Origin of the sequence: Nonomuraea sp. NPDC049152 (assembly GCF_040648355.1) — a bacterium.
In the GTDB taxonomy this organism is placed as follows: Bacteria; Actinomycetota; Actinomycetes; order Streptosporangiales; family Streptosporangiaceae; genus Nonomuraea.
The window spans coordinates 33,377-48,377 of the sequence record NZ_JBEZDO010000023.1; the positions used below are offsets into that span (position 1 = coordinate 33,377).

The window sequence follows — 15,001 nt, forward strand, 5'->3', positions numbered from 1 at the left end:
GGCGCTCCCATCGGGCCGGGGGTGACGATTCGAAGGCGGTAGGAACCCCGCTCTGGGGTGGTGGCCCGATGGAGACGGGTGGGGGCGCCCGCTTCGCTGCGGGAGACGGGGAACGCGGTCAGCCGGATTGAAGGTCCGATGGGCGGACGCTGGATCGCTCTTGGTTGTCGGTGGCGGCCTATAGGCTTTTGAACGTGGCGAGCACCTTGAGTTTCCGGCCGAAGCCGGGGTCGATCCCCGATTCCCCAGGGGTCTACCGGTTCCGGGACGCCAACTCCCGGGTGATCTACGTGGGCAAGGCGAAGAGCCTGCGTCAGCGGCTCAATTCCTACTTCGCCGACTTCGCGGGGCTGCACCCGCGCACCCAGACCATGCTCACCACAGCGGCGAGCGTTGACTGGACGGTCGTCGGCACCGAGGTCGAGGCGCTCCAGCTCGAATACTCCTGGATCAAGGAGTTCGACCCGCGTTTCAACGTCAAGTACCGCGACGACAAGTCCTACCCCTACCTCGCGGTCACCATGGGCGAGGAGTTCCCGCGCGTGCAGGTGATGCGCGGGGCGAAGAAGAAGGGCACCCGCTACTTCGGGCCCTATTCTCACGCATGGGCCATCCGTGAGACGGTCGACCTGCTGCTGCGGGTCTTCCCTGTGCGCACCTGCTCGGCCGGCGTCTTCAAGCGGGCAGGACAGATCGGCAGGCCGTGCCTGCTCGGCTACATCGACAAGTGCTCGGCCCCCTGCGTCGCCAGGGTGACCCCGCAGGAGCACCGCGACCTGGCCGAGGACTTCTGCGACTTCATGGCGGGCAACACGGGCCGCTTCATCAAGCGTCTCGAACAGGACATGCGCGCTGCGGCCACCGAGCAGGAGTACGAGCGGGCCGCGCGGATCCGCGACGACATCCAGGCACTGCAGCGCGCGCTGGAGAAGCAGGCGGTCGTGCTCGGCGACGCCACCGACGCCGACGTGATCGCCCTGGCGGAGGATCCGCTGGAGGCGGCCGTCCAGGTGTTCTACGTGCGCGGCGGGCGCATCAGGGGCCAGCGGGGCTGGGTGGTCGACAAGGTCGAGGAGACCACGCCCGGTGAGTTGGTCGAGCACTTCCTGCTGCAGATCTACGCCGAGGGCGAGATCCCCAAGGAGGTGCTGGTTCCCGCGCTGCCGCCGGACGCCGACGCCGTCACCGAGCTGCTGACCGAGCAGCGCGGCGCCAGGGTGGAGGTGAGGGTGCCGCAGCGGGGCGACAAGAAGTCGCTGATGGAGACCGTCGAGCGCAACGCCAAGGAGTCCCTGGCCCAGCACAAGATCCGCAGGGCCAGCGATCTGACGACGCGGAGCAAGGCGCTGCAGGAGATCGCCGACTCGCTCGATCTGGACCAGGCGCCGCTGCGCATCGAGTGCTACGACGTGTCCCACCTGCAGGGGGAGAACGTCGTGGCGTCGATGGTGGTGTTCGAGGACGGGCTCGCGCGCAAGAGCGAGTACCGCCGCTTCGCCGTACGGACGAAGGAAGGCGATGTCGCCTCCATCCACGAGGTGATCACTCGCAGGTTCAAGCGCTACCTGGAGGAGCGCTCGGCCACCGGCGAGCTGACGGCCGAGGACGAGCACGGGCACGGGCCGATCGACCCGGAGACCGGCAAGCCGCGCAAGTTCGCCTATCCGCCCAATCTGGTGGTGGTCGACGGCGCGGGGCCGCAAGCGGCGGCGGCACAGCGGGCGCTCGACGAGCTCGGCGTCGACGACGTGGCGGTGTGCGGGCTCGCCAAGCGCCTGGAGGAGGTCTGGCTGCCGGGAGACGACCAGCCGGTCATCCTGCCGCGCGCCAGCGAGGGCCTCTACCTGCTGCAACGAGTCCGCGACGAGGCACATCGCTTCGCCATCACCTACCATCGATCCAAGCGGTCCAAGACGGTGAAGGAGAGCGCGCTCGACGGCGTGCCTGGCCTCGGCCCGGCCCGTAGGCAGGCGTTGCTCAAGCATTTCGGCTCCGTGAAGCGGCTGCGTGAGGCCACAGTGGCCGAGATCTGCGAGGTTCCCGGCGTCGGCCGTGCGACCGCAGAGGTGATCGTGTCGAGGCTTGCCCAGGAGTAGTGAGGGTTATGAGCAGCCCAGAGCATCAAGGACGCGCCGAGACCGCGTTCGTCATCGTGACCGGCATGTCAGGCGCCGGGCGCAGCACCGCGGCCAAGGCGCTTGAGGACTTGGGCTGGTTCGTCATCGACAACCTGCCGCCGGGGTTGCTGTTCGCCATGGCCGAGGAGGCGGGCAGGGTCAAGCTGGCCGCCGACAAGGTGGCGGCCGTGGTCGACGTGCGGAGCCTGGCGTTCACCACCGACCTCAACGCGGCGATCGAGGAGCTGGAGGGGCGCGGCGTGCGCGTCCGCGTGGTGTTCCTCGAGGCCAGCGACGAGGAGCTGGTGCGCAGGTTCGAGAACGTCCGCAGGCCGCACCCGCTGCAGGGCGAGGGCAGGCTGGTCGACGGCATCGCACGCGAGCGCGGCATTCTGCGGGAGGTGCGCGCCAACGCCGACCTGGTGATAGACACCTCGTCGCACAACGTCCACGAACTGCGCAACAAGATCGTCGCCTACTTCGGCGGCGACAACAGGCCTGGACTGCGCGTCAACGTGGTCTCCTTCGGCTTCAAGTACGGCCTGCCCGTCGACGCCGACCTCGTCGTCGACTGCCGCTTCCTGCCCAACCCGCACTGGGTGCCCGAGCTGCGGCCGATGAACGGCCTCGACGCCCCCGTGCGCGACTACGTCCTCGGACAGGCGGGGGCCAAGGAGTTCCTCGACGCCTACGAGGAGGCGTTCAAGATCGTCGCGTCCGGATACTCGCGCGAGGGCAAGAGCTACGCGACGCTGGCGGTGGGCTGCACCGGCGGCAAGCACCGCAGCGTGGCCATGGCCGAGCAACTCGGTGACCGGTTGCGCGACCGCGGGATGGAGGTCCAGGTGAGTCACCGGGATGTGGGCCGGGAGTGACGGATGAGCAGCGAATCGTAGCCAGACAGGATGCGCACGGCCCGGACCGGGTGGTCCGGCCGGATGCGCGGCGTCCGGAGGATGAGGTCCAGCTGGACGCACAGGGTTCGGGTCCCGAGATCCCGGCAATGGCAGAGGGCCCGGTCGACGGAGTTCGGGAAGACGTGCGGGCTTCGGATGGCGGGCGAGTGGGCCGTCGGCCGAAGGTGGTCGCGCTGGGCGGCGGGCACGGGCTCTACGCCTCGCTGACGGCGCTGCGGACCGTGACGGACGAGCTGACCGCCGTCGTGACCGTGGCCGACGACGGCGGCTCCAGCGGCAGGCTCAGGCGCGAGCTCGGCGTGCTGCCACCGGGAGACCTGCGGATGGCGCTGGCCGCGCTGTGCGGCGACGACGAATGGGGCAGCACCTGGAGCGAGGTGGTCCAGCACCGGTTCAGGAGCGAGGGCGACCTCCACGGGCACGCCGTGGGCAACCTGCTGATCGTGGCGCTGTGGGAGCTGCTGGGCGACCCGGTCGCGGGGCTCGACTGGGTGGGGCGGCTGCTCGGCGCCCACGGCAGGGTGCTGCCGATGGCCTCGGTGCCGCTCGACATCGTCGCCGAGGTCGAGCTCGACGGCGTGATCTCGACCGTGCGCGGCCAGGTGGCGTGCGCGCTCACCCCGGGCAGGGTCCAGGCCATCTCGCTGGTGCCGGAGAATCCGCCCGCGCGTCCTGAGGCCGTCCAGGCGATCCTCGACGCCGACTGGGTCGTCTTCGGCCCCGGATCGTGGTTCACCAGCGTGCTGCCGCACCTGAAGGTGCCGGAGCTGGCCGAGGCGCTCCATGTCACGAGGGCACGGCGGCTGGTGACGCTCAACCTCGCCCCTCAGGCGGGCGAGACCGACGACTTCTCACCCCAACAACACCTGGAGGTGCTCAGGCAGCACGCGCCCGACCTCACGGTGGACGTGATCCTGGCCGACACCGGGGTGGTCGACGATCTCGACGCGCTGGAGAAGGCCGCCGCCGCGTTGGGCGGCCGGGTGGTCACGGCCGTCGTGGCGGCCGAGGACGGCTCGCCGAGGCATGACCCACGACGTCTTGCCTCCGTCCTGGACGAGATTTTCCTCCAGAAGCGTTGATCCTGGTCGGCGCCGCGCGAAGGTGCGAGAGACTTCTTGGGAGCCGGTCTGTATGGGGGAGGACTAACGCTTATGGCAATGACAGGTGTGGTGAAGGACGAGCTGAGCCGACTGCCGGTGCTCAAGCCTTGCTGCCGCAAGGCCGAGGTGTCCACGCTGCTGCGCTTCGCGAGCGGGCTGCACCTCGTGGGCGGCCGCATCGTGATCGAGGCCGAGCTCGACACCAACGCCACCGCCCGCCGGCTGATCAAGGACATCGGCGAGGTCTTCGGCCACAAGGCCGAGGTGCTCGTGCTCGCTCCCGCGGGGCTGCGCAAGGGCTCGCGCTACGTCGTGCGCGTCTACCGCGACGGCGAGGCGCTGGCCAGGCAGACCGGCCTGATCGACAACCACGGCCGCCCGGTCAGGGGTCTGCCCCGCCAGGTGGTGGCGGGGGCCTCCTGTGACGCGGAGGCGGCCTGGCGGGGGGCCTTCCTCGCCCACGGGTCGCTGACCGAGCCGGGCCGTTCGATGTCGCTGGAGGTGACCTGCCCCGGGCCCGAGGCGGCGCTCGCGCTGGTGGGATCGGCACGGCGGCTCAAGATCCACGCCAAGGCGCGCGAGGTGCGCGGGGTCGACAGGGTGGTCGTGCGGGACGGCGACGCGATCAGCGCGCTGCTGACCAGACTCGGCGCCCACGACAGCGTGCTGGCGTGGGAGGAGCGGCGGATGCGACGCGAGGTGCGCGCGACCGCCAACAGGCTTGCCAACTTCGACGACGCCAACCTGCGGCGTTCGGCGCGCGCGGCCGTGGCCGCGGGCGCGCGGGTGCAGCGGGCCCTGGAGATCCTTGGCGACGACGCGCCCGACCACCTGGTCATCGCTGGCCGGCTGCGGGTGGAGCACAAGCAGGCCTCGCTGGAGGAGCTGGGGCAGATCGCCGACCCTCCGCTGACCAAGGACGCGATCGCGGGCCGCATCAGGAGGCTGCTGGCGATGGCCGACAAGCGCGCCTCCGACCTGGGCATCCCCAACACCGAGGCCAACCTGACCGTGGAGATGCTCGCTCCATGAGCCGTGCGGGCACCGTCCCCCCACGGTGCCCGCGGACCGCTCATCGGCGGTTCGGGATGAACGGGGCGGGCGCTGGCGGGTCTACCCCACCTGATGGGCCGAACTGCCCCCGAACCGCCCACGATGTCTACCGGACTCGCCAGGGGCGGCCGACGGATCTTCCGGCTGAGCGGGAGCTGGCGGAGCGCCCACGAGTTCTGTTCGGGTGGGTGGGGTCTGCCGGGTGGGATGCGCTGGAGTGCTCGTGAGGTCTGCTCGGGTGGGCGCGGGTTCTACCGGAGGGCTGTTCAGCGTGGGTTCTGCCGGGTGGGTCTGGCGGCGCGGGCCGTTCTGGGGGGCTTCCGGGGGTTCTGGGGGCTTCCGGGGCGGCCGGGGCCGGCGTGGGTGGGGCGGCGCCGTTCCTCGGAGTGGGGGTGGCTCCCGGGGGAGGTCAGCGGTTCCTGGGGGTGAACAGGTCGACCGGCTCCTGAGGGGGAGCGGCGGGTGGCTCCGCGGCGGCGGCCTGGGCCGCTCTGACGGCCTTGACGCGCTTGTTCACGAACGCGAACGCCGCGACCGCGCTGATCACCCAGAACAGCACGACCACCAGGTCGGCCTGGATCACCCTGTCGAACTGCGTGACGACCGTGCGGGCCGCGGTCACGTAGCCGGTGCCGGGGTCGGCCTTCACGGTGAGCGCTATCACTCCGATCGTGGTGCCGAGGGCGGCTCCGACGAGGCCGAAGAGCGCGGCCAGCGACGGCAGGACGGCGCTGGACGGTTTGACGGCCGTCATGCCGAGGCCGACGAGCACGCCCACCAGCACGGCGACGATGCCGAGGTTGTACTCCGTGACGCCGATGACGGCCCCGTGGACGCCCGCGCCGACGAGCATGGCCACCAGGCCCATGAGGATGCCGGGGACCAGTCCTGACTTCTGCTGGGTCATTGTGAGGTCCTAGGAATAGAGACATGTTGACAGTAACGAGTCGGGCACTTTACTCGACTAGGGCAAATGACGTGTGGTGATCGACGAAAAACAGGGTGGGACCTCACGTGGTCTAAACCAATTTACGTCCGATAGTGTTTGCGATTGAGGTTTCTGCCCGCCATTCACGTACGAGGAGACGGTTCCGTGAGCATCCGCGTAGGCGTCAACGGCTTCGGTCGCATCGGCCGCAATTTCTGGCGAGCGGTCGCCGCCAGCGGCAAGGACATCGAGATCGTCGCGGTCAACGACCTGACCGACAACGCGACGCTCGCCCACTTGCTGAAGTACGACAGCATCCTGGGCCGCCTGCCGTACGAGGTGAAGGCTTCGAGCGACGAGATCACCGTTGACGGCAAGGCCATCAAGGTTTTCGAAGAGCGTGACCCCGCCAAGCTGCCGTGGGGTGACCTGGGCGTCGACGTCGTGGTGGAGTCGACCGGTCTGTTCACCGACGCCGCCAAGGCCAAGGTGCACGCCGACAACGGCGCCAAGAAGGTGATCATCTCTGCGCCCGCCAAGGGCGAGGACATCACCATCGTGATGGGCGTCAACCAGGACAAGTACGACCCCGCCGCGCACACGATCATCTCCAACGCATCGTGCACCACCAACTGCCTGGCCCCGATGGCCAAGGTCCTCCACGACTCCTTCACCATCGAGAAGGGGCTGATGACCACCATCCACGCCTACACGCAGGACCAGAACCTGCAGGACGGCCCGCACAAGGACCTGCGCCGCGCCCGCGCCGCCGCCCTCAACGTGGTCCCGACCTCCACCGGCGCCGCCAAGGCCATCGGCCTGGTGCTGCCCGAGCTGAAGGGCAAGCTCGACGGCTTCGCGATGCGCGTGCCGATCCCCACGGGCTCGGCCACCGACCTGACCGTCGACCTGGCCCGCGAGGTCACCGTCGAGGAGGTCAACGCCGCCGTCAAGGCCGCCGCCGAGGGTCCCCTCAAGGGCATCCTCACCTACACCGAGGACGAGATCGTCTCCAGCGACATCGTCACCGACCCGGCCTCCTGCATTTTCGACGCCGGCCTGACCAAGGTCATCGGCAACCAGGTGAAGGTCGTCGGCTGGTACGACAACGAGTGGGGCTACTCCAACCGCCTCGCCGACCTCATCCAGCTGGTGGGCGCTGACCTCTGATGCGCACGCTCGACGATCTCGACGTGAAGGGACGGCGCGTCCTCGTGCGCGCCGACCTCAACGTCCCCCTCGACGGGGAGACGATCACCGACGACGGCCGCATCCGCGCGTCGGTGCCGACGATCAGCACTCTGGTGGAGCGCGGCGCGAAGGTGATCGTCTGCGCCCACCTGGGCCGTCCCAAGGGCGAGCCGAACCCCAAGTACTCCCTCAGGCCCGTCGCCAAGCGCCTGAGCGAGCTGCTGGGACAGGAGGTCGCCTTCTCACCCGAGGTCATCGGCACCGAGACGGTCGAAGGCCTCCAGGACGGCCAGGTGGCCCTGCTGGAGAACCTGCGCTTCGAGCCAGGCGAGGAGTCCAAGGACGACGCCGTCAGGCGCGCCTTCGCCGAGCGGCTGGCCGGCCTCGCCGAGCTGTACGTCGGCGACGGCTTCGGCGCCGTGCACCGTAAGCACGCCAGCGTCTACGACGTGCCGCAGCTGCTGCCGCACGCGGCGGGCAAGCTCATCGTGGCCGAGGTCGAGGTGCTCAGGAAGCTCACCGACGACCTCGAACGGCCCTACGTGGTCGTGCTCGGCGGCGCGAAGGTCTCCGACAAGCTCGGCGTCATCGCCAACCTGCTGACCAAGGTCGACAGGCTGCTCATCGGCGGCGGCATGGCCTACACCTTCCTCAAGGCCCAGGGCTACGAGGTCGGCGGGTCGCTGCTGCAGGAGGACCAGCTCGACCAGGTGCGCGGCTTCCTCAACGAGGCCGCCAAGCGCGGCGTCGAGCTCGTGCTGCCCGTCGACGTGCTGGCCGCCACGCACTTCGCCGAGGACGCGGACTACGAGGTGGTCGAGGCCACCGCCATCCCGGCCGACCGCGAGGGGCTCGACATCGGCCCCAAGAGCCGCGAGCTGTTCGCGAGCAAGCTGGCCGACGCGCGCACCGTCTTCTGGAACGGCCCGATGGGCGTGTTCGAGTTCGACGCGTTCGCCGGCGGGACCCGCGCGGTGGCCGAGGCGTTGGTCGCTTCGGATGCCTTCACCGTGGTCGGCGGCGGTGACTCGGCGGCCGCCGTGCGCAAGCTCGGCTTGCCCGAGGACGGCTTCTCCCACATTTCCACCGGTGGTGGGGCTAGCCTCGAGTATCTCGAAGGCAAGACCCTGCCCGGCCTGGCCGTCCTGGAGGACTGACGTGCAGCGAATCCGACGCAGCGAGCGTGGATGCGCGGTGAGCGAGCGTTGAGCACCCGCAAGCCGCTCATCGCCGGCAACTGGAAGATGAACCTCAACCACCTCGAGGCCATCGCGCTGGTCCAGAAGCTGGCTTTCGCACTCAACGACAAGGACTTCGACAAGGTCGACGTGGCGGTGCTGCCGCCGTTCACCGACCTGCGCAGCGTGCAGACGCTGGTCGACGGCGACAAGCTGCGGATCGTCTACGGCTCGCAGGACCTGTCCCGGCACGACGCCGGCGCGTACACCGGTGAGATATCGGGCGCGATGCTGGCCAAACTCGGTTGCACCTTCGTGACCATCGGCCACTCCGAGCGGCGGCAGTACCACCATGAGGACGACGATCTCGTCAACGCCAAGGTCCTGGCCGCCTACCGCCACTCCCTGACGCCGATCCTGTGTGTCGGGGAGACCCTCGAGATACGCCAGGCGCAGAACCAGACGGGCCACTGCGAGGCACAACTTGAGGCCGCTATGCGCGGAATCAGCGAAGAGCAGGCAAAATCGATAGTGGTGGCCTACGAACCGGTCTGGGCGATCGGCACCGGCGAGGTGGCCACTCCGCAAGACGCACAGGAGGTGTGCAGCGCGCTTCGAGCACGACTCGCCGCGCTCTACACGCCCGAAGTGGCCGCTGGCATCCGTATCCTTTACGGAGGCTCGGTCAAGTCTGACAACATCGCCGGGATCATGGCTCAACCCGACATCGACGGCGCCCTCGTGGGCGGTGCAAGCCTCGATGCAGGGGAGTACGTCAAGATCTGCCGTTTCGGCGAAATGTCTGGCTGACTGCAGCGTTCGGAGGGTGCGACTTGACAGCAGGTCGTACCCTCTAGAAGCAAGTTTGAATCGTCGCGCGAACAGAGCATTGAAAGAACGGGTCTACGGTGACTATCGGAATCTCCATCGCCCTCATCCTGGCGAGCTGCCTCATGATCCTGCTGGTGCTGCTCCACAAGGGTAAGGGCGGAGGTCTGTCCGACATGTTCGGCGGCGGCTTCTCGTCGAACTTCGGCGGTTCCTCGGTGGTGGAGCGTAACCTCGACCGGCTGACCATCATCACCGGCATCGTGTGGTTCGTCTGCATCATCGCCCTTGGCCTGCTGCTCAAGCCCTGACAGCACGTCAACGCGTGACAGTGATTCTCCCCCCGCCGCACGCGGGGCGATCGAGCGAGGAGTTCATCCGTGGGTAGTGGCAACGCGATCCGTGGCAGCCGAGTCGGCGCCGGCCCTATGGGGGAGGCCGAGCGCGGCGAGGCAGCTCCGAGAGTGCGGGTCTCGTTCTGGTGCGCCAACATGCATGAGACGCGCCCCAGCTTCGCCAGCGACGCGGCGGTCCCCGAGACCTGGGACTGCCCCCGCTGCGGCCTTCCGGCCGGCCAGGATGAGGCGGCGCCGCCGGCTCCCCCGAGGAACGAGCCGTACAAGACGCACCTGGCCTACGTGAAGGAGCGCAGGAGCGACAAGGACGGCAAGGCGATCCTCGAGGAGGCCCTCGAGCGCCTGCGCGCCAACAAGTCCCCCTGGTAGGACTTCCGAACCCCGAAGACCCCGGTCCATACAGGCCGGGGTCTTCGCGTTGTCCTGCCGGGTGTCCGGGACCTTCGACGGCGGCCTCCCGTCATCGCCCGGTGCGCGGTTCGTCCGGAGGGGAGCCACTGTCGGGAGGGAACCACTGTCCGGAGGGGAGCCACTGGGCGCAGTGGGAGGCCCCCGCAGGGCGTCCTGCGGGGGCGTGGAGGCTAGCGCTGGTAGACCGGTTCGCCGTCGACGAAGGTCAGCCGCACCCGGGCCGTCCAGATCTCGGAGGACGGCAGCGCGAACGGGTCGCGGTCGAGGACGACCAGGTCGGCGGGACGGCCCGGCTCGATCGTTCCCGCGGGCGAGCGGTTGATCCACGCCGAGCCCGCCGTGTAGGCGGTCATCGCGGCCGCCAGATCGATCCGCTCGCCCGGCAGGAACGGCGTCTGCGCGGTCGGGTAGCCGGCGTGGACGGAGCCCCCTGGCTCGGTACGGTTGACCGCCACGTGCATCCCCTGGATCGGGTCGGCGTTCGAGACCGGCCAGTCGCTGCCCGCGCACAACCGCGTCCCGTGCGACAGCAGCGACGCGAACGGGTACTGCCAGCCCGAACGCTCCTCTCCGAGGAAGGGCAGCGTCAGCTCGTCCATCTGCGCGTGGTGGGTGGCCCACAGCGGCTGCAGGTTCGCGGTCACGCCGAGCGCGGCGAAGCGCGGCACGTCGGAGGGCTCGATGATCTGCAGGTGCGCGATGTGGTGCCGGTTGGCGGGTGAGGTGCCTTCGAAGCTGTCCAGCGCCTCCCGTACGGCCCGCTCGCCGATGGCGTGGAAGTGCACCTGGAAGCCGTGCCTGTCGAGCTCGGCGACATACCCGCGCAGCTTGGCAGGGTCGACGTAGGACAGGCCGGTGCCGCCGCACCTGCAGTACGGCTCGATCACCGCGGCGGTGAAGTTCTCGGTGATACCGTCCTGCATGATCTTCACCGCGCCCGCGCTGAACCTGTCCAGGCCCTCGGCCATGGCCCTGCGCTCGATCAGCGAGTCGATCTGCTCGGCGCCCTGGGCGCGGTCCCACCACAGCGCGCCGACGACGCGCGCCTTCAGCCGTCCAGCCTTGGCCGCCGACAGGTAGGTGGGCAGCTGGTCGTCGGAGCCCGCGTAGGAGCCGACGATCGCGTCCTGCCAGCCGGTGATGCCGAGCGAGAACAGATGCCGCTGCGCCGTCACGAGCGCGGCGTCCATGTCGTCGGAGGTCGGGCGGGGGGTGAGCAGACCCACCAGGTCCATCGCGCCTTCGTGCAGCACGCCGCTCGGGGTGCCGTCGGCGTCGCGCTCGATCCTGCCGTCGGCGGGGTCGGGCGTCTCACGGGTGATGCCTGCCAGCTCCAGCGCGCGCGTGTTGACCCAGGCGGCATGGTGGTCGCGCTGGATCAGGTAGGCGGGCCGGTCGAGGAAGTCGAGCTGGGAGCGGTGCGGCAGGCCGCCGGGGAAGGCGGACATGTCCCAGCCGCCGCCGTCGATCCACTCCTTGTCGCAGCGGTCCGCGTAGGCCGCGATCGCCGCCACGTAGGCGTCGAGCCCGTAGATCTCCGACAGGTCGCATTTGGCGTGTTCGAGGCCCGCCTGCACGGGGTGGACGTGCGCGTCCGTGACGCCGGGCATGAGCAGGCCGCCGTCGAGGTCGACCGTCTCGTGCGCGGGCGCCTGCCGTACCAGGTCGGCCTCGGCGCCGACGGCCACGATCACGCCGTCGCGCACGAGCACGGCGTCGTCGGTGGTGGAGGATCCGGTGGCGGTGAAGACGCGGCCGCCGCGGAAGAGGGTGTGCAACAGGGACTCCTTCAGTGACCGGTGATGAGATCGGCGAAGCGGGCAAGGGAGGATGTGCGGCGCATCGAGCGCTCGCGCGCGTCGGCCGCGCGGTAGAGGCGGTACATGGAGTGGACGCCGAGCCAGCGCAGCGGCTCCGGCTCCCACGCGCGCACCTCGCGGCCCACCCACGGCAGACCCGTGAGCCTGCTCGGCTCGTCCAGGATCAGGTCGCGGAGGGTACGGCCGGCCAGGTTCGTCGTGGTGACGCCGTGGCCGGTGTAGCCGCCCGCCCAGCCGAGGCCCGTGGCGTGGTCCACGTGGACGGTGGAGCACCAGTCGCGCGGCACGCCGAGCACGCCCGACCAGGCGTGGGCGATCTTGGCGGGGGCCGCGGCGGGGAAGAAGTCGACCAGCAGCGACCACAGGGCCTCGATGGTCCAGTCGTGGGTGTGGCCTCTGGCGTCCACGCGCGAGCCGTACAGGTAGGGCTTGCCCCTGCCGCCGAAGGCGATGCGGCCGTCGGCGGTGCGCTGGGCGTACATGTAGTAGTGGGCCAGGTCGCCGAGCAGCTCGGCGCCCTCCCATCCGACCTGCTCCCAGAAGCCGTCCGGCAGCGGCTCCGTGACGATCATGGAGCTGTTCATGGGCAGCCACTGGCGCCGCAGGCCCTTGATCGTGGCGGTGAAGCCCTCGGTGGCCCTGATCACGTAGTCGGCGGTGACCGTGCCGTACGGTGTGACGGCCCGGTGCGGCGCGATCTCGTCGACCGGCGTGCGCTCGAAGATCTCCACTCCCGACTCCCTGACGGTCCTGGCGAGGCCCCGCACCAGCTTGCCGGGGTGGATCCTGGCACAGTGCGGGCTCCACGAGGCCTGGACCGCGCCGGCCACGCGCAGCCTGGCGTCACGCTCCTCGGGGGACAGCAGCTCCGCCTCGACGCCCCACTGCGCGCCCGCGGCGACCGAGGCGCGCAGCCTGCTCGCCTGCGCGCTGCCTCTGGCGACGTTGAGCACCCCGCCCTTGACGATGTCGGCGTCGATGCCCTCCTTGGCGCAGACCTCGATCACCTCGTCGATGGAGGAGTACATCTCGCGCTGCAGCAGCCTGGTCGCCTCCACGCCGTGCGTCTTGGCGTAGCGCTCGTGCGTGCCGGCCAGGTCGCCGGTCAGCCAGCCGCCGTTGCGCCCGGAGGCGCCGAACCCGGCGAACTCCTTCTCCAGCACCACCACGTCGAGGGAGGGCCTGGCCCGCTTGAGGTAGTACGCCGTCCAGAGCCCCGTGTAGCCCGCGCCCACGATCACCACGTCGGCCCTGCGGTCGCCGTCGAGGGCCGGACCGGAGGAGGGATCACCAAGGGAGCGATGCCAGAAGGAGACGTCTCCGTTGACGAAGTCGTCGGTGAACGAAGGAACTCGCGTACTCATGAGGCAACATCCTGCTATATCCGCATATCTTCGTGCATCCCGCTACGAAATTCGTGATGAAACACTTTCAGTCGGTAGCTGTAACAAACGTCGCACATCCTGACGTCATGGGATTTCTGCGCATCCGTACCACGGTCGACGAACGGCCCGGAAGGCTGGCCTCGCTGGCCACGGCGCTCGCCGAGCGGGGCGGCAACATCCTGGGGCTGAGCGTCCAGCCCGACACCGATGGCACGGTCGACGAGTTCGTCGCGGACATTCCCGCCAGCCCCGAGGCGGTCAGGGCGGCGCTGGAGTCGGCGGGCGGCCGCCGCGTCCAGGTCGTCGCGGCCACGGCGCACGAGCTGACCGACGAGCCCACCAGGGCGCTGCTGCTGGCCTCGCGCCTGCGCGCAGCGCCGTGGCGGCTGCCCGAGTTGCTGGCCGAGCTTCTGCGCGCGGACGACGCCCGCTGGGTCTATGGTGACGCCGTGCGCGATCTTCCCGACCCGACCCTCCTGATCGTCCCCGTGGCCGCCAAGCGCGCCATCAAGGTGCGCAGGAGCGAGCTGCCCTTCACGCTGACCGAGGCCGCCCGCGCCGCCTCGTTCGTACGGCTGGCCCAGCCGGCCGCCGACCCGGTCGGGACCGAGCGGCGCGTCAGGCTGGCCGACGGCACGGAGGTCGAGGTCAGGCCGCTCACCGCGATCTACCGCGAGGCCGTCAAGGACCTGCACGACAGGTGCTCGCCGGAGAGCCGCAGGTTCCGCTACTTCACCTCGATGCCCGCGCTGCCGCCCCGGGTGTTCGAGCGGCTGTGCGACCGTACCCGCGGGCACTCCATCGTGGCCGGTCACGACGGACAGGTCGTCGCGCTCGCCAGCTTGATGTTCACACCTGACCCGGGCATCGCCGAGATGGCCGTGCTCGTCGAGGACCGCCGGCAGGGGCGCGGTCTGGGCGCGGCGCTGGCCAGGATGCTGGTGCAGGAGGCGCGTGACCTCGGCTTCGCCGAGGTCCGGGCCACCCTGCTGTCGGACAACACGCGCATGCGCCGGCTGATGATCTCGCTGGGCGCCACGCTGAGTTACACCGAGGACCCAGGCGTCGTGGAGGCCCGGCTGGCGGTGGGCGCGCTGGTCTAGGCCTCGCCGGCCGCGTCGGCTTCGCCCGCGTCCTTGGAGTCGCCGCTGTCCTTGGTGTCGGGCGGCGCGCCCATGGCGTCCAGGCGGCGCTCGATCCTGTCGAGGCTCTCCTGGATCTGCTGGAGCCTGTGGTCGAGCTGCAGCCGGTCCCTCGGGGACGCGGAGCCGAGTTTCTGGACCACCCGCTGCCTGAGCCTGTTCAGGTCGAGCCCCCTGGCGACGAGCACCTGGGCGGCGACGCCCTGGCCCTCGTGGATGAGCCCGAGCAGGACGTGCTCGGTGCCGATGTAGTGGTGGCCGAGCTGAAGGGCTTCGCGCAGCGAGAGCTCGAGCACCTTCTTGGCGCGCGGCGTGAAGGGGATGTGACCTCCCGGCGGCGAGGAGCCCTGTCCGATGATCTCCTCGATCGCGTCGCGCAGCTCGCCGAGGTCGGCGCCGCAGTCCTGGAGGACCATCGCCGCGATGCTGTCGTCCTCGTGGAGCAGGCCCAGGAGCAGATGCTCGGTGCCGATGTAGTCGTGGTTGAGCGTCCTGGCCTCTTCCTGGGCCAGGACGACCACCCTGCGGGCGCGGTCGGTGAAGCGCTCGAACACGGGGCCTCCGCTCGAGTT

13 protein-coding genes and 1 pseudogene are annotated in these 15,001 nt (G+C 69.8%); 10 read left to right on the forward strand and 4 right to left on the reverse strand.

Features of this window, described 5'->3' with window-relative positions; genetic code table 11:
• The first annotated feature begins 188 nt into the window (after positions 1-188).
• The 4 genes from uvrC to whiA all read left to right on the forward strand — a co-directional run bounded on the left by uvrC (position 189) and on the right by whiA (position 5,169).
• Entirely contained in the window at positions 189-2,096 is a 1,908-nt protein-coding gene (uvrC, locus tag AB0B45_RS34160; protein WP_358138993.1) for an excinuclease ABC subunit UvrC, read from the forward strand.
• A gap of 8 nt (positions 2,097-2,104) precedes the next feature.
• Complete coding sequence (rapZ, locus tag AB0B45_RS34165; protein ID WP_358138995.1) at positions 2,105-2,992, forward strand: RNase adapter RapZ; 888 nt, start codon at positions 2,105-2,107, stop codon at positions 2,990-2,992.
• 206 nt (positions 2,993-3,198) lie between these two features.
• Positions 3,199-4,116: a uridine diphosphate-N-acetylglucosamine-binding protein YvcK gene (yvcK, locus tag AB0B45_RS34170; protein WP_358139336.1), complete on the forward strand. Its 918-nt coding sequence runs from the start codon at positions 3,199-3,201 to the stop codon at positions 4,114-4,116.
• 72 nt (positions 4,117-4,188) lie between these two features.
• Entirely contained in the window at positions 4,189-5,169 is a 981-nt protein-coding gene (gene whiA, locus AB0B45_RS34175) for a DNA-binding protein WhiA (protein WP_358138997.1), read from the forward strand.
• Positions 5,170-5,599: 430 nt separating this feature from the next.
• Here whiA and AB0B45_RS34180 read toward each other — a convergent pair whose 3' ends face one another.
• Positions 5,600-6,097 carry a hypothetical protein gene (locus tag AB0B45_RS34180; RefSeq protein ID WP_358138999.1) on the reverse strand — a complete coding sequence of 166 codons (498 nt, stop codon included), beginning with the start codon at positions 6,095-6,097 and terminating at the stop codon, positions 5,600-5,602.
• Positions 6,098-6,283: 186 nt separating this feature from the next.
• Between AB0B45_RS34180 and gap the strand changes: the two genes are divergently transcribed.
• From gap to AB0B45_RS34205, 5 genes are all read left to right on the forward strand, one after another.
• Positions 6,284-7,288, forward strand: coding sequence for a type I glyceraldehyde-3-phosphate dehydrogenase (gap, locus tag AB0B45_RS34185; RefSeq protein WP_358139001.1), 1,005 nt, complete (start codon positions 6,284-6,286; stop codon positions 7,286-7,288).
• Positions 7,288-8,466 (forward strand): phosphoglycerate kinase, encoded by a 1,179-nt coding sequence (locus AB0B45_RS34190; RefSeq protein WP_358139003.1) that lies wholly within the window; start codon positions 7,288-7,290, stop codon positions 8,464-8,466. The genes gap and AB0B45_RS34190 overlap by 1 nt, the downstream gene beginning before the upstream one ends.
• Positions 8,467-8,514: 48 nt before the next feature.
• Entirely contained in the window at positions 8,515-9,297 is a 783-nt protein-coding gene (gene tpiA, locus AB0B45_RS34195; protein ID WP_358139005.1) for a triose-phosphate isomerase, read from the forward strand.
• A gap of 98 nt (positions 9,298-9,395) precedes the next feature.
• Positions 9,396-9,626, forward strand: coding sequence for a preprotein translocase subunit SecG (gene secG / locus AB0B45_RS34200; protein ID WP_358139007.1), 231 nt, complete (start codon positions 9,396-9,398; stop codon positions 9,624-9,626).
• A gap of 69 nt (positions 9,627-9,695) precedes the next feature.
• Complete coding sequence (locus AB0B45_RS34205; protein ID WP_183661989.1) at positions 9,696-10,040, forward strand: RNA polymerase-binding protein RbpA; 345 nt, start codon at positions 9,696-9,698, stop codon at positions 10,038-10,040.
• 212 nt (positions 10,041-10,252) lie between these two features.
• Here AB0B45_RS34205 and AB0B45_RS34210 read toward each other — a convergent pair whose 3' ends face one another.
• Positions 10,253-11,860, reverse strand: coding sequence for an amidohydrolase (locus AB0B45_RS34210; protein ID WP_358139009.1), 1,608 nt, complete (start codon positions 11,858-11,860; stop codon positions 10,253-10,255).
• An 11-nt stretch (positions 11,861-11,871) separates the two neighbouring features.
• Positions 11,872-13,266, reverse strand: a complete 1,395-nt coding sequence (locus AB0B45_RS34215) for an FAD-dependent oxidoreductase (RefSeq protein ID WP_358139012.1) — start codon at positions 13,264-13,266, stop codon at positions 11,872-11,874.
• Between the two features lie 107 nt (positions 13,267-13,373).
• Between AB0B45_RS34215 and AB0B45_RS34220 the strand changes: the two genes are divergently transcribed.
• A complete protein-coding gene (locus AB0B45_RS34220; RefSeq protein WP_358139014.1) occupies positions 13,374-14,390 on the forward strand; it encodes a GNAT family N-acetyltransferase in 1,017 nt (338 codons plus the stop codon).
• A 173-nt stretch (positions 14,391-14,563) separates the two neighbouring features.
• On the opposite strand, the pseudogene AB0B45_RS34225 reads toward AB0B45_RS34220, so the two are convergent.
• Positions 14,564-14,983: pseudogene (locus tag AB0B45_RS34225) on the reverse strand (Clp protease N-terminal domain-containing protein); the annotation flags it as partial.
• Positions 14,984-15,001: the final 18 nt, after the last annotated feature.